Source organism: Methanoculleus horonobensis, from assembly GCF_001602375.1.
GTDB classification, from domain to species: domain Archaea; phylum Halobacteriota; class Methanomicrobia; order Methanomicrobiales; family Methanoculleaceae; genus Methanoculleus; species Methanoculleus horonobensis.
The window spans coordinates 202,103-220,447 of the sequence record NZ_BCNY01000013.1; the positions used below are offsets into that span (position 1 = coordinate 202,103).

General features: G+C 63.9%; 20 protein-coding genes. 10 read left to right on the plus strand and 10 right to left on the minus strand.

Annotation, left to right across the window (positions count from 1 at the left end):
- Positions 1-743 precede the first annotated feature (743 nt).
- On the minus strand, positions 744-1,799 hold the full coding sequence (locus MCUHO_RS03985) for a S1C family serine protease (protein WP_067073661.1): 1,056 nt from the start codon (positions 1,797-1,799) through the stop codon (positions 744-746).
- 147 nt (positions 1,800-1,946) lie between these two features.
- Here MCUHO_RS03985 and MCUHO_RS03990 point away from each other — a divergent pair, with 147 nt between their 5' ends.
- On the plus strand, positions 1,947-2,645 hold the full coding sequence (locus MCUHO_RS03990) for an alpha/beta hydrolase (protein WP_084385914.1): 699 nt from the start codon (positions 1,947-1,949) through the stop codon (positions 2,643-2,645).
- Here the strand turns inward: MCUHO_RS03990 and MCUHO_RS03995 are convergent.
- Together MCUHO_RS03995 and MCUHO_RS04000 are read right to left on the minus strand one after the other, a co-directional pair.
- Positions 2,617-3,336 carry a glycerophosphodiester phosphodiesterase gene (locus MCUHO_RS03995; protein WP_067073663.1) on the minus strand — a complete coding sequence of 240 codons (720 nt, stop codon included), beginning with the start codon at positions 3,334-3,336 and terminating at the stop codon, positions 2,617-2,619. The two genes, MCUHO_RS03990 and MCUHO_RS03995, sit on opposite strands and share 29 nt — an antisense overlap.
- A 187-nt stretch (positions 3,337-3,523) precedes the next feature.
- Positions 3,524-3,778, minus strand: coding sequence for a DUF2795 domain-containing protein (locus MCUHO_RS04000; RefSeq protein WP_067074521.1), 255 nt, complete (start codon positions 3,776-3,778; stop codon positions 3,524-3,526).
- 302 nt (positions 3,779-4,080) lie between these two features.
- Here MCUHO_RS04000 and MCUHO_RS04005 point away from each other — a divergent pair, with 302 nt between their 5' ends.
- Together MCUHO_RS04005 and MCUHO_RS04010 are read left to right on the plus strand one after the other, a co-directional pair.
- Positions 4,081-4,854: an ABC transporter substrate-binding protein gene (locus MCUHO_RS04005; protein ID WP_067073665.1), complete on the plus strand. Its 774-nt coding sequence runs from the start codon at positions 4,081-4,083 to the stop codon at positions 4,852-4,854.
- Between the two features lie 133 nt (positions 4,855-4,987).
- The gene (locus tag MCUHO_RS04010) at positions 4,988-6,037 is read left to right on the plus strand and encodes a DMT family transporter (protein ID WP_153020000.1); all 1,050 of its coding nucleotides are present in this window, start codon (positions 4,988-4,990) and stop codon (positions 6,035-6,037) included.
- Positions 6,038-6,046: 9 nt separating this feature from the next.
- Here MCUHO_RS04010 and MCUHO_RS04015 read toward each other — a convergent pair whose 3' ends face one another.
- Complete coding sequence (locus tag MCUHO_RS04015; protein WP_067073670.1) at positions 6,047-7,081, minus strand: 6-phosphofructokinase; 1,035 nt, start codon at positions 7,079-7,081, stop codon at positions 6,047-6,049.
- Positions 7,082-7,085: 4 nt separating this feature from the next.
- Positions 7,086-8,006 (minus strand): beta/alpha barrel domain-containing protein, encoded by a 921-nt coding sequence (locus MCUHO_RS04020; protein WP_067073672.1) that lies wholly within the window; start codon positions 8,004-8,006, stop codon positions 7,086-7,088.
- A gap of 248 nt (positions 8,007-8,254) precedes the next feature.
- Here MCUHO_RS04020 and MCUHO_RS04025 point away from each other — a divergent pair, with 248 nt between their 5' ends.
- From MCUHO_RS04025 to MCUHO_RS04035, 3 genes are read left to right on the plus strand one after another with little or no spacing between them, the layout of a single operon-like run.
- Positions 8,255-8,932, plus strand: a complete 678-nt coding sequence (locus tag MCUHO_RS04025) for an amino acid ABC transporter permease (protein ID WP_067073676.1) — start codon at positions 8,255-8,257, stop codon at positions 8,930-8,932.
- A gap of 3 nt (positions 8,933-8,935) precedes the next feature.
- The gene (locus MCUHO_RS04030) at positions 8,936-9,691 is read left to right on the plus strand and encodes an amino acid ABC transporter ATP-binding protein (protein ID WP_067073687.1); all 756 of its coding nucleotides are present in this window, start codon (positions 8,936-8,938) and stop codon (positions 9,689-9,691) included.
- 8 nt (positions 9,692-9,699) lie between these two features.
- Positions 9,700-10,386 (plus strand): amino acid ABC transporter permease, encoded by a 687-nt coding sequence (locus MCUHO_RS04035; RefSeq protein ID WP_067073689.1) that lies wholly within the window; start codon positions 9,700-9,702, stop codon positions 10,384-10,386.
- A gap of 42 nt (positions 10,387-10,428) precedes the next feature.
- On the opposite strand, the gene MCUHO_RS04040 is transcribed toward MCUHO_RS04035, so the two are convergent.
- Positions 10,429-11,172 (minus strand): hypothetical protein, encoded by a 744-nt coding sequence (locus tag MCUHO_RS04040; RefSeq protein ID WP_235808158.1) that lies wholly within the window; start codon positions 11,170-11,172, stop codon positions 10,429-10,431.
- A gap of 127 nt (positions 11,173-11,299) precedes the next feature.
- Here MCUHO_RS04040 and MCUHO_RS04045 point away from each other — a divergent pair, with 127 nt between their 5' ends.
- A complete protein-coding gene (locus tag MCUHO_RS04045) occupies positions 11,300-13,141 on the plus strand; it encodes an ABC transporter ATP-binding protein (RefSeq protein ID WP_067073708.1) in 1,842 nt (613 codons plus the stop codon).
- 19 nt (positions 13,142-13,160) lie between these two features.
- Here the strand turns inward: MCUHO_RS04045 and MCUHO_RS04050 are convergent, their stop codons facing one another.
- Positions 13,161-13,352 carry a hypothetical protein gene (locus tag MCUHO_RS04050; protein ID WP_067073712.1) on the minus strand — a complete coding sequence of 64 codons (192 nt, stop codon included), beginning with the start codon at positions 13,350-13,352 and terminating at the stop codon, positions 13,161-13,163.
- A 90-nt stretch (positions 13,353-13,442) separates the two neighbouring features.
- Here MCUHO_RS04050 and MCUHO_RS04055 point away from each other — a divergent pair, with 90 nt between their 5' ends.
- The gene (locus MCUHO_RS04055; RefSeq protein ID WP_067073716.1) at positions 13,443-14,129 is read left to right on the plus strand and encodes a metal-dependent hydrolase; all 687 of its coding nucleotides are present in this window, start codon (positions 13,443-13,445) and stop codon (positions 14,127-14,129) included.
- A gap of 5 nt (positions 14,130-14,134) precedes the next feature.
- Here the strand turns inward: MCUHO_RS04055 and MCUHO_RS04060 are convergent, their stop codons facing one another.
- Both MCUHO_RS04060 and MCUHO_RS04065 read right to left on the minus strand, forming a co-directional pair.
- Positions 14,135-14,716: an archaellin/type IV pilin N-terminal domain-containing protein gene (locus MCUHO_RS04060; protein ID WP_067073723.1), complete on the minus strand. Its 582-nt coding sequence runs from the start codon at positions 14,714-14,716 to the stop codon at positions 14,135-14,137.
- Entirely contained in the window at positions 14,694-15,254 is a 561-nt protein-coding gene (locus MCUHO_RS04065; RefSeq protein WP_067073725.1) for an archaellin/type IV pilin N-terminal domain-containing protein, read from the minus strand. Before MCUHO_RS04065 ends, MCUHO_RS04060 begins: the two co-directional genes overlap by 23 nt.
- A 144-nt stretch (positions 15,255-15,398) precedes the next feature.
- Here MCUHO_RS04065 and MCUHO_RS04070 point away from each other — a divergent pair, with 144 nt between their 5' ends.
- Both MCUHO_RS04070 and MCUHO_RS04075 read left to right on the plus strand, forming a co-directional pair.
- A complete protein-coding gene (locus MCUHO_RS04070) occupies positions 15,399-16,370 on the plus strand; it encodes a DUF1616 domain-containing protein (protein ID WP_067073727.1) in 972 nt (323 codons plus the stop codon).
- Between the two features lie 75 nt (positions 16,371-16,445).
- The gene (locus MCUHO_RS04075; protein WP_067073730.1) at positions 16,446-16,940 is read left to right on the plus strand and encodes a hypothetical protein; all 495 of its coding nucleotides are present in this window, start codon (positions 16,446-16,448) and stop codon (positions 16,938-16,940) included.
- 166 nt (positions 16,941-17,106) lie between these two features.
- Here MCUHO_RS04075 and MCUHO_RS04080 read toward each other — a convergent pair whose 3' ends face one another.
- Complete coding sequence (locus MCUHO_RS04080) at positions 17,107-18,345, minus strand: Coenzyme F420 hydrogenase/dehydrogenase, beta subunit C-terminal domain (RefSeq protein ID WP_067073733.1); 1,239 nt, start codon at positions 18,343-18,345, stop codon at positions 17,107-17,109.

The following is an 18,345-nucleotide window of genomic DNA, read 5'->3' on the forward strand; positions in this document are numbered from 1 at the left end:
GGGATCAGGGCAATCCTGCTGCTATACCCTGCCGGCTCACGCGGAGTGGGAAGAGCGTGATGCCCGGTTGACGGAGAGTAGACACCCCTCTTCACACCTTCGGTGTTCAAGCTCCTGCTCCCACCCTGCGGGTGCTCACGCTCCGGACATTGTCCGTCGCGCCGTCCCGGCAGTCGCACTCACGAACCGTCCATCCTACCGGAACGCCGTTCTCCGGTGCTCGAAAGTTCTACGGACAGCGCTTCGATGCACTGACACGGATTTCAGTGGGACCGCGCACCTCGCACCTCCGGTGCTCGTGCTCCCGCCCCCGCACCTCGCACCTCCGGTGCTCGAACTCCGTTCCCATGGAACGTCGTTCCTACCGGTGCTCCAGCTCCGTTCCAGAGGAACGTCGCACCTTCGGCCGGTCGCATATCGCCCCCGGGGGAGGGGCCGACGGGGAGGGGGGCTCGCCCCCCTCGAAGACCTTCGGCCTTCTCATGCTCGCTGCGCTCGCACTCCCCTTTGTCCCCACCCCCCCATGGCGATGTTCCCACGGTCCACTGCATCGGGATATTTCCTCGCTCCACTTGCTTGTTTGTCGCACAACGACGGCCTTCGTCCCATCGCGGCTCGAAGCTTGACGGCTTCTCAAGCTCCAGACGTTATCCGTCGCACTTCGCATGGGGTGAAACATGTCAATCCGTGGCTTGCCGTTGCACCTCGAGACCCCGGGAGAGAGGGGCGAACCCTTCCCCGCTTCACCCGGCAACGGTGCACGCGACCGCTTCCGCGGGGACGATCGGGAGCGTGATCCGCCGCCGGTTCCGGACAATCGTCAGGGTTGCGGGTTCCGCGATAGGCCAGGCGGCAAGGAACCGGTGCAGATCGTCGACGCAGGTCACGCAGGTCTCGTTGATCCCGACAATCATATCCCCCGGCCTGAGTCCGGCCCGGCCGGCGGGGCTGGCCCGGTTCACCGAGACGACCTCGACCGCCTGGTTCGCGGCGAGGCCAAGCGCCAGAGCGAGGTGCTGCGGGAGCGGCTGCGACTGGCCGGCGATGCCGAGGTATCCGCGCCGAACCCTGCCGTCGGCGACCAGCTGCGGGAGAACCCACGAGGCGGTGTTCGAGGGGATCGAGAAGCAGATACCCTGCGCTGTCGGGATGATGGCCGTGTTGATCCCGATGACCCGGCCGCGGGAGTCCACCAGCGGGCCGCCGGAGTTGCCGGGGTTCAAGGGAGCGGTGTGCTGGATGATGTTCTCGATCAGGCGGCCGTCCCGGCTTCGAAACGCCCTTCCGAGAGCGCTCAGGACTCCCGTCGAGACGGTCGAATCAAAGCCGAGCGGGTTGCCGATGGCTATCGCGAGCTGGCCGACCGCGAGCTTCCCGGAGTCCCCGAACGACGCGTAGGCGAGATCTGCCGTCTCGGCGCGGAGCACGGCGAGGTCGGTTGCCGGGTCGGCCCCGGCCAGGCGTGCGGGGAGAGCGGTGCCGTCCGCCGTCCTGACCTCGATCCTCCCCGCCCCCTGCACCACGTGGTTGTTGGTCAGGATGTAGCCCTCCGGCGATACGGCCACGCCTGATCCTGCTCCCACCTGCTCGCCGCGCCACCCCGGGGAGTTCTTCCCCACGACCACGCTCACGACCGCGGGGCCCACGGACTCGACGACCCGGACGACGGCGCGGGAGTAAGCGTCGAGGAGGTCGGCATCGGACTCCCCGGGATCGGGGCTTGCAGCGTGCCTATCTGGAACGGATTTCTGAGAAGAATCTCCGATATGCTGGAAGAGTCTGTGCCCAATTTTATCCATCGTAGTATATAATTTGTAATCAATAGTAATGTACTTTCCGCACGGGTCTACGAACGCTACCCCGGTTTCGCGGGATCGCTCCCTACCCGGGCGCGCAAAAGCCTCCCTGCCGCAAAGGACAAATAGACCCGATCTCTATTGCCCCCCATGCTCGGAACGGCTGCAATTGAAGTGGAGGATGCGAGAGTCGACGTGCGCCCAACGGATATCAGGCGATTCCCACAGGCCGGCGAGGCCTACGACACCGTAGAGATTGCGACCGACCGGGGGACGACCGTCTGCCGCTACTACGAAGCGCAGGAAGCCAGAAGCGGCGTCGTCATGGTGGGCGGAACCGGCGGCGGATTCGACACCCCGGCACGGGGACTCTACCCGCGGCTGGCAGAGGATCTTCCGAACCACCGGATCAGTGCGCTCCGGGTGCAGTACCGGCACCCGACCGACCTCGTGGAATCGGCCTTCGACACGGTGCTCGGGCTGCGCTACCTCGAGAGCCGGGGTGTCGCGGCCGCCGGGGTGGTCGGACACTCGCTCGGGGGAGCCGTGGCTATCCAGGCGGCGGCGAACGTCCCGGCGGTCAGGGTCGTCATCGCCGTCGCCACCCAGTCCGCCGGAACCGAACCGGTCGCCGCCTTCGCCGGCCGTGCGGCAATCCTCCTGGTGCACGGGGACGCCGACCTGGTTCTCTCCCATCACTCCTCCGAGGTGGTCTACCGGCGTGCCGGCGAACCCCGGCGGCTGATCATCTACGAAGGAGCGGGGCACACCCTCGACGAGACGGCCGAGAGCCTCTATGTCGAGGTGAAAGCGTGGCTCCTCAAGCACCTCCCGGGGACGCTTGTCTGACCGGGCGCTCCCCGGCCAACCCCTCAAGGTAACGCCGCGCAGCGCAGGGATCATCGCTTGAGAACCCGTCGATGCCGAGCCGGAGCGCTTCACGGATATCATCCTCCGTGTTCAAGAGCCAGGGAGCGACAAGCAGCCCGGCCGCGTGCGCTCGCTCCACCAGTTCGCGCGAGACCCGGTCCCATCGCGGGAGGATGAGGTCGGCCTGCACCGAGCGGGCGAGCGCTACGGGATCGCCGGTCTCCTCAGAGTAGATGAGGCCCGCCTGCGCCCCGGGAAGGAGCCTCTTTGCCGTCGCAACGCTTGCGGGATGAAACGAGACTAAAAAGAGACGTTCCGGCATCTGATCCATGAGCGCCGAGACGATGATCGCCTCCGTCCCGGGCTCTTTGATCTCCGCAACAAGCCCTGTAGCGTTGCGGACGAGGTCGAGAATCTCCGCTAGCGTCGGGATCCTCTCGCCCCCGCCGGCGTCCAGTCCGGCCAGGTCTTCGACGGTATGACCCTTGACCGGCCCGGCCCCGTCCGTCGTCCGGTCGAGGGTTGCATCGTGGATCGCGACCGGGATGCCGTCCCGTGTGAGGCGCAGGTCGACCTCGACGAGATCCGCGCAGGCCATACCCTTTCGGAGAGAGCTCAGGGTGTTCTCCGGCCCGAGGGCCCTCGCTCCCCGGTGTCCGATGATGAACATGCGGCGCCGTGCACCGGGTGACCAGATATAGATGACGGGTGGCGAGCCTTTCCGGCAGAGCGCCCCATGCCAGGCACTTCCCGGCACGGTGCGGTTGCCTGCATGGCTCCCGGCACGGGGCCGGCCTGAGAAACGATTCGTCAGGGCCAGGTGCCGCCTCCGGCGCCTGTGTATGACTAAAAAAGGGTTACTTCTGCTGGACCTTCTGAAACTCTGATTTGATGTCTTCCTGGCTGTTGTACTGCTTATCCTCAAACCGGTTCAACGTGTCGAGGAGGCCCTGGGGCGCTCCGCTCTCCTTCGCCTGGGAGATAAGATTGCCTTTCGATGCGGGGAAATTGATCTTCGAAGTGATCTGTTCGATGATCCGGGGGTCGAGTTCCTGCAGGGACCCGGCGACTTTCGACATCCCGCTCGCGGCGGATTCTTTCATGCCTTTCATGCTGCTCACCATCCATATCTGCGCTTCCCTTCCGGGAGGCGGCCTCAGAAGAGGTAAGATACGATAAATACCTATCGGCCGTACCATGGCGGGGATGATTACTCCGTGCCGGCCGCAAGCGACCGACCTCTCCTGCTGTGAACGCCGGCAGGACGCCGGAGGCCGCACCGGTCCGGGCGGAAGGGCGGCGACGGCGAATATTTGCTCCGAAACGAGAGATTTCGCGGGCTGCAAAGCCAACCGCACCTCCGGCAGCGCCAAATCAAAAGGTTAATTTTACTCGTCTAACTAACCCTTCCCTTATGAAAAAGTATGGTATTCTCACGCTGCTCGCATGTATCGTCGCAGTGCTGGCAGTCGCAGGTGCAGGGTGCACCGGTACGACCACCGAACCGGACTACGTCGTCGGTATCGACGGCGCGTATCCTCCCTTCAGCTACGTCGATAAGGACGGTAACGCCCAGGGATTCGATGTCGATTCCATGAAGTGGATCGCCGAGAAGAAGGGCGTCAAGGTGACGTTCATGGCGGTCGACTGGGACGCCATCATCCCGACTCTCCAGGCAGGAAAGATCGATATGGTCTATGCCGGGATGTCGATCACCCCCGAGCGGCTGGAGAAGGTCAACTTCAGCGACCCCTACTGGTCAATCAACCAGGACGTCGTAGCCCGCGAAGACTCGAACGTGACGCTTGATGACGTTCTTGCCGGAAAGGCGATCATCGGAGTGCAGCGGGGATGCACTGCCGCCATCTGGATCGAGGAGAACCTGGTCGAGACCGGAAAGATGTCCAAGGACAACCTGAGATACTACCCCGACACACCGGCTGCCGTCAGCGACCTCGAGATCGGCAGGATCGACGCGGTCATGTATGACGACGTCTCCATCCAGGACATCATCGCAGGCAAGCCGCTGAAGACCATCGGCTCCGTCGAGACACAGGAACAGGAGCAGTTCGGCGTCGCCATCAGAAAGGAGGACACTGCGCTCCTCGAGTTCATGAACGAGGGGATTGCGGAACTGCAGGCCGATCCCTACTGGGAAGAACTCAAAGAGAAACACAACCTGAAGTAACCGGGGACGACTCGTCCCTCCTTTTTCACGACATTCAATCATCCCGGAGGCAACTCTCCTGTACCCGCGTAAACCCGCCGCTGTAGAGAACGGATCCATCCTGACACAGTACCGGACACCCGTCCTCTGTGCGCTGGCGACGGCGATCCTGATCGGCGGGAGCGCCCCGTTCACGAAACTTCTCCTCGCCGATATCGGGCCGCTCGCTCTCGCCGCACTCGTCTCGCTCGGGAGCGGTTGCGGCGCCCTGCTCTTCTCCCTCGCCGGAACGGCGGCGGGAACCCGGCGGAGCCAGATCGAGGCGCCGCCCGGCAGGAGCGACATACCCTGGCTCATCGGCGTGACGCTCTTTGGAGGGCTCCTCGCACCGGTCACCCTGGTGTACAGCCTCCCCGGAACGCCTGCGGCGACGGCGGCTCTCCTCCTGAACTTCGAGGCCGTTGCCACGACGCTGATTGCCGCGACGATCTTTCGCGAGTGGGTGAGCCGCCGCGTCTGGGTTGCGCTCGGGTGCATCACCGCATCGTGCCTCCTCCTCACCTGGAACCCGGCCGCCGGACTCGGCCTCTCCCTCCCGGCACTCGGCATCCTGCTCACCTGCCTCTTCTGGGCGGTCGACAACAACCTGGGACAGCGGCTCTCGGCGAAGGATCCCCTCCTCGTCATCTCCATAAAGGGGATCGGCGCCGGCACCGTCACGCTCCTCGTCGCGCTCACCGCCGGGGAGCACCTCCCGGCCACGGCCACGGCTGCCGCCGCCATGGCGGTCGGGTTCCTCTGCTACGGGGGCCTGACGAGCATCCTCTTCCTCCTCGCCCTCCGGGGCATCGGTGCAGCCCGGGCGGGTTCGCTCCTCGCCGTCTCCCCGTTCTTCGGCGTCCTCTTCTCGCTCCTGCTCTTCGCCGAACTTCCGGCAGGCGCCTTCTACGTCGCGCTGCCCGTCATGGCCATCGGGGCCTGGCTGATGATCTCCGAGGAGCATTCGCACCCTCATCGGCACCCGGCGACCATCCACGAACATCGCCACCGCCACGACGACCTCCACCACGACCACGACCACGAGGCCGGCGACCCGCCGCTCCCGGCGGCCGGGGAGCACTCCCACGTACACGCCCATGCCGAGGTCGCCCACGAGCACCCGCACCAGCCCGACATCCACCACCGGCACCTGCACCGGCGTTAGGGTCTCCGCTCACCCCCCGTAGAAGATGCTCGCGATCTTGTAGAGATCCATATCCACCGTCTTGAGGTTCGCCACCGCCTCCTCGAGGGGGACCGCGACGATATCGTTCCCCCGGAGCGCGACCATCTTCCCGAAGTCCTTCTCCTTGATGAGGTCCGCCGCCGCCACCCCGAACCGGGTCGCGAGCACCCGGTCGTGCGCCGTCGGGGAGCCGCCGCGCTGGATATGCCCGAGCACCGTCACCCGCACCTCCATATCGAGCCGCTTCTCGAGTTCGTCGCGCAGGAAGTTCCCGACGCCGCCGAGGGTGACATGGCCGAACTCATCCGTCCGGGCGGACTGCGCGATCGCCTCCGCCATCCCCTTCGGCTGGGCGCCTTCGGCGACCACGACGATGCTGAACTTCTTCCCCCGCTCGTAGCGCACCCGGAGATGGTGGGTGACCTCGTCGAGGTCGAACGGGATCTCCGGGATCAGGATCTCGTCTGCTCCGCCCGCAATCCCGGCCACGGTCGCGATCCACCCTGCATGCCGGCCCATCACCTCCACCACCATGACACGGTGGTGCGACTCCGCCGTCGTGTGGAGGCGGTCGATCGCCTCCGTGACGATGGAGACGGCGGTATCGAACCCGAAGGTGTAGTCGGTCGCGCCGACATCGTTGTCGATGGTCTTCGGGACACCCACGACCGGGATGCCTATCTTCGAGAGTTTGTTCGCGACGCCGAGGGTATCTTCGCCGCCGATCGCGACGATCGCGTCGATCCCGAACTTCCTGATGTTGTCGCGCAGCCGCTGGACATCGGCCTCGTTCTTGAAGGGGTTCGTCCGCGACGTCCCGAGGATCGTCCCGCCCTTCGGGAGGATCCCGGTCACCGAGTAGTCGGTGAGCGGTTCGACGTTCCCGGCAACCAGCCCGTGCCACCCGTCCCGGATCCCGATCGCGTCGAACCCGTGTTTCGCCCCCGTCCGCACGACCGCCCGGATAACCGCGTTCAGGCCCGGACAGTCTCCTCCTCCCGTCAGTATGCCGACCGTCGTCATACCCTCACTTACCTCCCTCGTAGATCCCGACCGCTTCGTCGACGCCCGCATCGTCGAGGGTGATCGCCGATATCGCGTTGCAGAACCGGACGGCCTCGTCGAGCGGCCGCTGGTGGATGTTCCTGCCGGTCGCGTTCCCGAGCGTGCCGCCGACGTGGATCTGGTCGTGGAGCTGCTGCAGGAACTCCGGCGCGTCGGCATGCGATCCCCCCGCGCAGACAACCCCGGTCCTGCCGCCGGCCGCCACCGCCTCCCGGAGCAGCGCGGCGTCGATCCTGTCGCCCGCCTTCGGCGGGTTCACCTTCACGAAGTCGCTCCCGAGGGTCGCCGCGACGCCCGCCGCGCCCGCGATCAGGTGCGGGTCGCGTTCGTCCTTGACCGCTTTGCCCCGGGGATACATCCAGAGCACGGTGATGAGCCCGTTTGCGTGCGCGTTGTTGACGATCTGCGCCGCCTGGAAGAGCATCATCGGTTCGTACTCGCTCCCGAGGTAGATCGTGTAGCCGACGCCGAGGATCGCGAGCCCCGTCCGGTCGCGGAGGTCGACGACCTGCCGGACGAGATGGAGTTCCGAGCTGAGCGGATCGCGCTGGGCGGTCTTGACCAGATGGGTCTTGGAGTTGAGCTTGACGAGGTAGGGGACATCCCGGTAATCCTCACCGTAACGCGCGATCATCCCGAGTTGCGTCGCAAAGACCCCGATCCTCGCCCGGTCCGCGATCCGGAAGAGGTGTTCGGGATCGGCGTCGTCGGGATGGATGCCTTCACCGTAGAAATCGTCGTTGAGGTGCTCGACCTTCTGGTCCCCGGCAAAGAGCATCAGTCTCCCGGTACCGTGCGTGATTTTCCGGTAGTTCTCCCGGTACCTCTCCTGCTCCTCAGAGGGGACATCGAGAGGGATCCTGATATCGGGTGCAGATGGCATACCCCTTCTTCCCCCTCCCCCACATACTTAAGTGTTGCTGGAGCCTCCCGGAGCATGGCGTGGAGAGCGTTTGCCGCGGATACAGTCGAATCCGCCTCCGGGGATAAGAACCTCCCGCTGCGGCGAACGGCCAACCTGCTCAACCGGGGCGGATTTGGCAACGTTTATTTTGCTCTCCGTCAGATTCATGCATAGAGTACCCGGCACCGTTCTTGCCGGAGAGACTGCAGTGATTCAGGAATAGCCAAATGGACGTTTTGCCGATTCTCATCGACTGGTTACCATATCTCCTTTCAGGCGTCGCCTCTACCCTCGGTCTTGTCCTCGCCGCCCTCGGCCTTGGAGTCCTTTTCGGACTGCCCATGGCGCTCGGCCAGGTCTACGGGGCGCGACCGATCCGGTGGGCCGTCGGGATCTATGTATGGTTCTTCAGGGGTCTCCCGATCCTCGTCCTGCTCTTCCTCTTCTGGTTCGGCATATTCCCGGCGATCGGGCTCGGCCATCTCTCGGCGTTCGTCGTCGGGGCGGTCGTGCTGGGCCTCCGGGGGGCGGCATACCAGTCCCAGATCTTCCGGGGAGCCGTACAGTCGGTCGGCGAAGGACAGATGATCGCGGCGCGATCCCTCGGGATGAGCAGGCTCACCGCCATCCGTTCGGTCATCCTTCCCCAGGCGATGCGCATAGCGCTCCCGGGCTGGTCGAACGAGTACCCCAACATCCTGACCGATTCGGCGGTCTGCTACGCGATCGGGGTCGTGGAGTTGCTCACCATCACGTCACGGATGGTCACGCAGACCCACATAACCATGCCCGTCTACCTCGCCACGGCGGGGATCTTCATCGTCCTGAACTACGGCGGCCTCAAACTCCTGCACAGGCTTGAGGCGAGGATAGCAATCCCGGGATTCGGAACCGGAGCGATGTAGAGCATGAACGACAACGACATTGTGCTGAGAGTCGAGGATATACACAAGTCCTTCGGGGAGACCGAGGTGCTGCGCGGAGTATCGTTCGACGTCCGCCGCGGCGAGACAAAGGTCTTCATCGGCCCCTCGGGGACAGGGAAGAGCACGCTTCTCCGGTGCATCAACCAGTTGACGCCGCCCGACCACGGAAGGGTCTGGCTCGACGGGGAGGAGGTCACGAACTCGGGAGCCAGGATCAACTACTTCCGGCAGAAGATCGGGATGGTCTTCCAGAACTTCTTCCTCTTCGACCACCTCACCGCAGTTAAAAACGTCGAACTGGCGCTCCTGAAGGTCAGGGGCATGGGGAAGGCGGAAGCGCGGGAGAAGGCCCTCACCGAACTTCGGCAGGTGGGGCTGGAGGACTGGGCCGACCACTACCCGGCGGAACTCTCCGGCGGCCAGGCCCAGCGGGTCTCCATCGCACGGGCGCTTGCCATGGACCCGGACGTCATCCTCTTCGACGAACCGACCTCCGCGCTCGACCCCGAGCTGACGAGGGAGGTGCTCGAGGTCATGAAGAAACTGGCCCGGAACGGGATGACGATGCTCGTCGTCACCCACGAGATGGGGTTTGCCTGCTCGGTTGCAAACGAGGTTCTCTTCATGGAGAACGGCGTGGTTGCCGAACAGGGGTCGCCGGACCTGCTCCTGCATGACCCGCGGTTCACCCGGATGAAGGACTTCATCGGCCGGATCGATTCCCGGATGGATGACTGAGGAGCGGCATGGATCAGGCAGTATTCCTCTTTGAGATTCTCCTCCCGGCGCTGATGCAGGGGCTGATCGTGACATTGCAGCTGATCGCGTGCTCCGCCCCGTTCGGCCTCGCGCTCGGGATCGCCGTCGCGGTGGGGAGGCAGTACGGTCACCCGGTCATATCCTGGCTCTGCAAGACGTATGTCTTTCTCATCAAGGGTACGCCGTTGCTCCTCCTTCTCTTCATCCTCTACTTCGGGCTCCCGTCGATCGGGATCACCTTCACCGCGTTCGTGGCGTCGGTGGTCGGATTTATCCTCTGCAACGGAGCGTATAACGCCGAGTACATCCGGGGCGCCCTCATATCGATCAAGGAAGGCCAGATGGTTGCCGCCCAGGCGCTCGGGATGACCCGATGGCAGGCGATCAGAAACGTCATCCTGCCGCAGGCGCTCTGCCGGGCGATACCGGGGCTTTCAAACGAGTTCATCTACCTGATCAAGTACTCGTCGCTTGCCTACATGATCACGGTGATCGAACTCTCCGGGGCGGGGAAACTGGTGGCGACGAAGTATTTCACCTACACGGAGTCGTTTGCTGCCGTCGGCATCGTCTACCTCGTGCTGGTCTCGATCACGACCATCGCCGTCACCATTCTTGAAAAGCGAGTGGCCGTTCCCGGGACGGCCAGGGCAACCCCCGCTGCCCAGTTGTAACTTTTTTTCGGTGGAGATCTCTCCAAAAACAGCCGCAATCTCTTAACCATCCCGGGGACCCGGCCGCACGACCGCACCGGCAACCCCGGCGGCGGTCCCGAGGAGTGGGAAGAGCAGTCCCAGCGCGATCGCGACCATCCCCGCGAGCCCGGCGACGAACCCCGTGGCATGCGATGCCGTCCAGAGGAATGGAATCAGGAAGATGCCGGTTCCGAAAAGCCCCGCGACAAGGCCGGCCTCAAGGCCATCCCCCGGTCTCGGCCCGGCAGAGTACCCCGCGATGAATCCGCCGACAAGGGGAGGGGCCAGGATCAGCGGGCCGAGAAAGGCGATGACGAGAGACGAACCGCCGATGACGGCCGTGCCGATTCCTATCCCGAGCCATCGCCTCCGCTCGCCCGGCCCGGCGGTGCCTCTCCTGACCCCGTTTCGCACCGCCGTCCCGGCCGCCCCGCCGACGGCGTTGTAGGGGAGGAGGAGTGCCGTGAAAATCAGAGCGTAGAAGCCGAAGGTCATGTCTGCTGGACTCACGAAGGCCATTAGAGAGGCTACGATCAGTGCCACGAGCACCCCGCAGACCGCACCGGCAACGGCCCCGTCCCTGACCCTGCCCCGGGTGAAGAGACCGGCGATGAAACCCCCGCCGAAGAGGAGCGCCACCGTCATGATCGGGGCCGAGAGGAGACCCAGCCAGCCGAGAAAAAAACCGCACCGACCACCAGTGCACCCGGAACCGCCCCGGAGAAGCGACCGGCGTTCAGCGATACCATATGGAGCCTTCACCACGCCACACAATAGCCTTTCTGGTTTGCCCCGACCTCCGTGCCGCAGGTATTATACGCCTGAACGATATGGGACTGCAACGGAGACCCGGCAGAAGACCGGGGACCGTTCCTCAACGGGGACCCATACCATGAGCATCACAGACTGCTGCCGGCGCACCGTCGCCTTCACCCGGGATATCATGCGCCAGCCGGTGGCGGCGAAGACCGATCTCGGGTTCTCCGACCTCGCCTTCTTCCTCAGGTTCGCCCGGCCGATCAGGATGGTGGGCGTGCTGGCCCTCGCGGCGACCGCTCTCGTCTCGGCGGCAAAGACCGTGCTCCCGCTCAGCATCAAGTTCTTCATCGACAACATCCTGCTCGGCGGAACGGAGGCCTCCGGCGCTATCCTCGCAGGGGCGGGCGCCATCCTCTCCTCGCTCGACACCCTCATCGCCGCACTCCTGGTGCTCGGACTCTTCACCGGCGGCATGGATCTGTTGCGGAACTACTGGACCGCCCGGTTCCGGGAGGGCTACGCCTTCAACCTCCAGACCGCCCTCGTCGAGCACGTCCTGAGTTTCCCGATCTCGTACTTCAAGTCGCAGCAGACCGGCTACATCATGTCCCGCCTCTCCGACGATGTCCAGATCCTGCAGTACACCGTCTCCCAGTACCTCCCCCTGATCGTCGCAAACGGCCTCTACGTCGTCTTCACCCTCGCCATCCTCTGCATCCTGAGTCTGAAACTCACCCTCGTCGTCGCCGCCTTCATCCCGCTCTACCTCCTGGTCAACGCCGTCTTCATCCGGCGGATCCGCGCCGCCACCCACCGGGAGCGCGAACGGCAGGCCTACGTCTCCCGCGATATCCAGGAAGTGATCTCCGGCATCGAAACGGTAAAGACGCACGCCGCGGAGGATCGGGAGGTGCACCGGGTCTCCGGGACGCTCCGGAGCATGGTCGATGCCCGGATCAAAAACACGATGCTTTCGGCGTTCTCGGAGTACTTCAGGATCGGCACGATGTCGCTCATGCTGATCGCCGTCTTCTGGGTCGGCGGGAACGAGGTGCTCGCCGGGGGCATGACCGTCGGGGACTTCGTCGCGTTCGCGGTCTACGTCGTGACGTTCGCCCCCACCGTCAACACCTTCTTCGCCTTTCCCGTCGTCATGCAGCCCGCGGCGACATCCGCCTCCCGCCTGCGCGACCTCTTCGCGATGGACGGGGAGCCGGCCGGCGGCGGGGTCGTGCCCGCCGCGGTGCAGGGCAGGATGGAGTTCTCCGGTGTCCGGTTCGGGTACGCGGAGTCGGAACCGGTGCTCGCGGACGCAGATTTCGTCATCCGTCCCGGCGAGGTGGTCGCCGTCGTCGGGCGGACAGGAGCAGGAAAAACGACGCTCGTGAACCTGATCCTCCGGGCGTTCGCGCCGCAGGAGGGTACAATCACCCTCGACGGCCGCGATCTCGCGTCGCTCGATCCAAGATGGCTGCGGCGGCAGGTATCGCTCGTCTCGCAGGATCTCTTCCTCTTCCACACCACCATCGAGGAGAACATCCGTTACAGCAGGCCCGAGGCGACCTTCGAGGAGGTCGTCAAAGCCTCACGGAAAGCACAGGTTCACGATGAGATCATGGGGTTTTCGGACGGGTACCGGACGATCGTCGGGGAGCGCGGGACGCAACTCTCCGTTGGCCAGCGGCAGCGGGTCGCCATTGCAAGAGCCTTCCTGAAGGATGCTCCCATCCTCATCCTCGACGAGCCCACATCCGCGCTCGACATGCGGACCGAGGAGCAGATCTGCCGGACGCTCCGGCTTCTCGTCCGGAACCGGACGACCATCCTCATCACCCACCGCCCGTCGCTCCTGACGCTCGCCGACCGCGTCCTCGCGGTCGAAGGCGGGCGGGTGCGGGAAGAGCAAGGGACGGATCTCCCGGCGGGACACGATCCCGGCCGGATACACCGTTCCGGCCAATCGGCGGCCACGTGAACCGCCGGGTTCACCCCGGCTACCCGACCGGGTGACCCACGGCCCGGAGAACGGTTATGATGATAAAGTAGCCGGCAACGGTTCCGGCAAGCGTCGCGGCGACTGCGATCAGGCCGTCACCCCACTGCGTGCGGCTCCACCACCCCGCCACGCTGCCGATGAGGAACGAGGCGAAGATGACGAGGATCTCCTGCCGATCAAGCGTTGCCATAGTCCGGAGAGTTATCGGCTCTCCCCGGCCATATCGTTTGCCCCACCCCGAGCAGCAGGAATATAACCACCGGCATCATCTTCATGAAAAGTGTTCGTCGCCTGCCACCTCTTCCTCGGCCTCATCCTGGGCCTCGCCTTCGCCGGACGCCTCGACGACCGGCGGCTCATCGGCTTCTCTGCTCTCGGGGCCGTCCTTCCCGACCTGATCGACAAGCCGGTCGGCCACATTCTTCTTGCAGGCACGCTCGATTCCGGGCGGCTCTTCGGGCACGGACTGCTCTTCCTCGCGCTCCTCGCAGTTGCAGGCATCGCCCTGTACTGGAGACGAGAATCCTTTGCGCTCCTCGCCGTCGCGGCGGGAGCACTCTCCCACCATCTTCTCGACGCGATGTGGGCAATCCCCGTCACCTGGTACTTCCCGCTCCTCGGCCCGTACCAGCCTTACGGGTTCACCGACTACTTCGGCGGGGCCATCCTTGCCGAGGTTTCTTCGCTCTCCGAATGGATATTCCTCGCGGCATCGGCCGGGATCGCTCTCGCCGCCTGCCGGGGCTTTGGTTCCGGCAGACCCGGGCTCGCCGCGGCACTCGTCCGCGTCTCCGTCCCGCTCCTCGGAATCCTCGCCCTCGTCTCACTCCTCGCCTGGGCAGCCGGCAGCCCGGAGAGCATCCTGATGGCCGGGGCGGGGCCGGAGGATTACCTGCTGCTCGCAATGGTGGCGGCAGTCGGGGTCGTCGGGGCGATACGGTACCGGGAGTACCTGTACGCCGGGTAGAGGCGTCAGTCAAGCCGGGTGATCGTGGTGATGCTGCCCGGCACCGTTCTCTCCACCCGGAGCGCCGGCCTCCCGGCCGGTTTGAGCTCGACGGCAAACGTCCGGTACGCCATGCAATCCGACTTGCCATTCGGTGAGATGTTCAGGATGTACTGCTCTCCGGCCTCGAGAAGGTGATCGGAATCGGCGTTGAACCGCTCCTGGACGCTCCAGTTCCCTTTTTCGGGGGCGACGTCTATGAGTGGCTCATTCCGGTAAACCGTCTCCCTGTGTGCGGCGCCGATCAGGCGGACGGATACCGTGGTGATATCGATCGGCTCGCTACCGGCGGTGAGACCGACCGGGACGATGATGGAACTTATCATCCCGGGAGTGTTGCTGACGCCGTATACGCCGCCGGTCACGGTGAGGCTCGACCCCGCCTCCTGGATCCCCCGGTGAACGGTGGATCGGCTCTCCTCGGAGAAGAGGAGACCCGCCCCCAGAACGACGTACGCAAAGACGGCTGCAACGACAACAAATGCAATCAGCACGATTGCAGCCTCGAGTCCGGTGAATCCGGCTTCAGAAGAGTTCGACGTAGACATTCTTCCCAATACCCGCCGGAACAGTTCTGGTCAGCGAAACGGTCTCTCCCCCGGCGGCGATCACCTGGAGGGTGAACGTATCTCCCCGCCCGATCTCCACACCGATCGTATTCAGTCTCACCATGACGGTCTCCCCCGCCTCAAGGAGGGCTCCGCCGTCCTCCGGATACCGCCAGGTGATGGTTACGCGAGGGTCGCCGGGAGGGAACGTGACGAGAGTCTTCTTCGTCGCGATGGTGTAGGTCATGCTCCCCAGATCGATGACGGCGAGGTCGGTCGCGGTCTCGAGATCGAACTCCATGAACTCGACGAGACCCTGACCGTTATCCAGCTTGGCGATGATCGACTGTCCCGGGCGGAGGGCGGATCCGGCTTCACCGAGAGCGGCATGCATCGTCTCCTGGCTCTTCTGCGACGTGGTCATGCCCAGCCCGAGAACGACGTACGCAAAGACCGCAGCGACGACGATAAAGGCGATGAAGACGATGGCTGCTTCGAGTCCGGTGAACGCCCGATCGTCCCAACCTTCCCGGGGCATATGAATGCGGGTTAGTCACGCTTCGATTAAAAGGTGCTGATCTCTCCCGCAGCCCGGCCTCCATTGATTCCAGGTCTTCGTATCTCCCAAAAACGCCCTCGCCGGAGAACTTATTTATACCATGGCTTTTTATGGGGTAGCAGAATGACATCCGAAACTACCGCAGGCACTCTCATCGGGTCACTGGATCCCCGCACCATCCCGCTGGACTTAAAGGGCATCTACCTCTGGGTCTTCCTCGCCCTTGCCGGCATCTACGCCCCAATCCTCAGCGAGAGTCCCCTTCGCGTGGTCTTCGTCCTGCCGTTCATCCTCTTCATCCCCGGTTACCTCCTGACTGCGGCGCTCTTCCCGGCAAGAGACGACCTCGACGGAATAGAACGCACCGCCCTCTCGTTCGGGATCTCCATCGCCGCCGTGCCGCTCCTCGGCTTTGCGCTCAACTACACGTCCTGGGGCATCGGACTCGACTCCATCGCCGCCATCCTCCTGGGATTCAGTCTCGCCGTCGGCCTCACCGCCCAGTTCCGGCGCCGAGAACTCCCGGAAGAGAACCGCTTTACGGTTCCCTTCGCCACCTACCGGGCTTCGATACGGGAGGAGTTCTCCGGCGGTTCCGCGTCCCGGTTCGACCGGGTCTTAAGCGTCGCCCTCATCGCCGCCGTCCTCGTGGCCGCGGCAACGACAGTCTTCATCATCACGGTTCCAAAAGAGGGCGAGAAGTTCACCGAGTTCTACGTCCTCGGGCCGCGAGGGAAAGCGGCCGATTACCCGACCGAGTTCATGTCCGGAACGCCTCAAACGGTCATCCTCGGGATCGGGAACCACGAATACCGGGACATCACCTACACGGTGGAGACGTTTGCCGTGGAGAGCAGGTTCAATAACGCGACGAACCAGTCGACGATCGTCTCGGCGACGCTCATCGACCGGTTCTCCGTCACGGTGCCGCACAACCGGACCGTCGAGCAGCCCTACACCTTCAGGATCATGGATCCGGATACGAACCGGATCGAGTTCCTCCTCTTTGCAGAGACACCGCCCGACAACATCGCGAGAAACGATCTCACACAGGCCGGCTACCGCAACCTTCACCTCTGGCTGCGGGTACACTGACCGGAAGGAGCCATCCGCAGGATGACTCCAAAAATTTATCCATTCAAACGCCATAATGTTCTTCGAGGTACAAGAATGAAACGCGAGATTCTGGTCGCCTCTCTTCTGCTCATGGCGATTATCGTGGCTCCAGCAGGGGCTTTCAGCGCGGACCGCCTTCAGATAACCGTGAATGAGGATGCGAGCGCGGACATCACGTTCAACTACACACTCTCATGGATCGAGACAATCGCTGTCTTCCTCAAGATCACCGATCCGGCGCAGGAGCTGAAGTCGGCGCTCGAAGGAACGCTCGGGGTTCCCGTAACGGTGACCTCGGCCGAGAGCGATCTCGCCTCGTTCTCTGCTGCAGAGTTTGCAAAGATCACCGATGCGGCCGGAGGGAAGACATACTCGACACCGGGCCTCGACTTCACTGAGGCACAGGCCGTCCTCGACGGTTACTGGTTTGCACCGTTGGTAGAGGCCGATTTCTCCCCCGCTCAGACAGTGGTCTGGTTCCCGGACGGCCACGAGGAGACCTTCTCCGACCAGAGCGCAATTCCCCCCCTCTCTCACACGGTTCTGTGAGCAGAGTCACACCCTCTTTTTAGCCCCGGGTAGCATCCGACACCTGAACTTGAGGAGCGGAGCAGAACCAATCCAGTCTCTCATAATCCGATTGATGATCCAATCGGCGCCGGAGCCTCCGCTGACCGGTCGCAGTCTGCCAAAAAAAAGAGGGAGAAGACTCCCCTCACTCGAAGACGTTGAAGATCTGGTCGCTGCCGGTGTCGGAGAGACGCTTGCGTTCCGCCTTCTCCTCGACGAGCGCGAGCACCGGGAGTTCCATGTCCACACCCGGGACATGGCCGAACATCTCCTGGAGATCAACCTGCAGGGCGTGCATGAAGAGCGCGTTCGGGATATCCATCGCGCAGTTCTCTTCGCACTGACCGCAGTTGATACACGAGTCGGAGATGTGGGCATACCGGATCAGGTGGAACATGAAGGGCGGCGGGACCTGACCGGGTTCGACCAGGTACGCCTTCTTCGTGCTGCACTCGACACAGTAGCAGATCGGGCAGTTCTCGATGCAGGCGTAGCACTTGATGCACCGGCTCGTCTCGTCCATGATCTTCTTGAGACGATCCTTGCCCTCGCCGAGGCCCTCGAAGTATTTCGCCCGCCACTTGTCGCCGAGTTTCAGCATCGCGTTCTCGACCTTGCCGCGGATCTCGATACCCTTCGGGTTCGCGGGCTCGGTCTTGAGTTCTCCGGCTTTTGCGGCGCCGTCGAGGAGGTTTGCACCCTTCTCGGAGCAGACCTCGACGAAGGTGGCCTTGCCCGCCTTGTCGCCGATGACGCCCCAGTTGCCGCAGGCGAGATCCGCCTGGCGCGGGACTTTCATCTTGCAGCGGCGGCAGTTCGACCGGCGGCCGAAGCCTTCCTCCTCGAGTTCGTCCATCGAGATGCCCTTGTGCTGGCCGTCCTTCGTGACGATGATGAACTGACCCTTGTCGATCTCTTCCTTGACGACGTCGTTCGGGTCGACCCCGAACTTCTCGGCGATCATCTTCCGTGCAGCCACGGGGCTCACGGATCCACCGCAGTTGAGGCCGATCATCAGGATGTTGTCCAGGTTGATCTGGTTGCGCTTTGCAAGTTCGTACAGGCCCATCGCATCGCAGCCTTTCACCGGCATGGCGATCCGCATATCCTCGGCGCCATCCAGGTACTTCTTGACCAGCTTCGAGAGCAAGAGCGTTCCGCAGTGGAGTGAGCCGGACGTCTGTGCGATCTCGGCCGGGTCGGTGATGAACGTGGGGACGGCATCGTAGAGATCCTGTCCCTTCTTTACGGCAAGGACAGCGTCCACCATGCCGGATTTAAGCGCGTGCGTCAGCAGAGCGGTGACCGCTCCGCCGCACTCGCCCTTCTCCTGGCAGGCGGCGTCGGCTGCCCATGCGTAGACCATATCGCCTTTTGCTGCCAT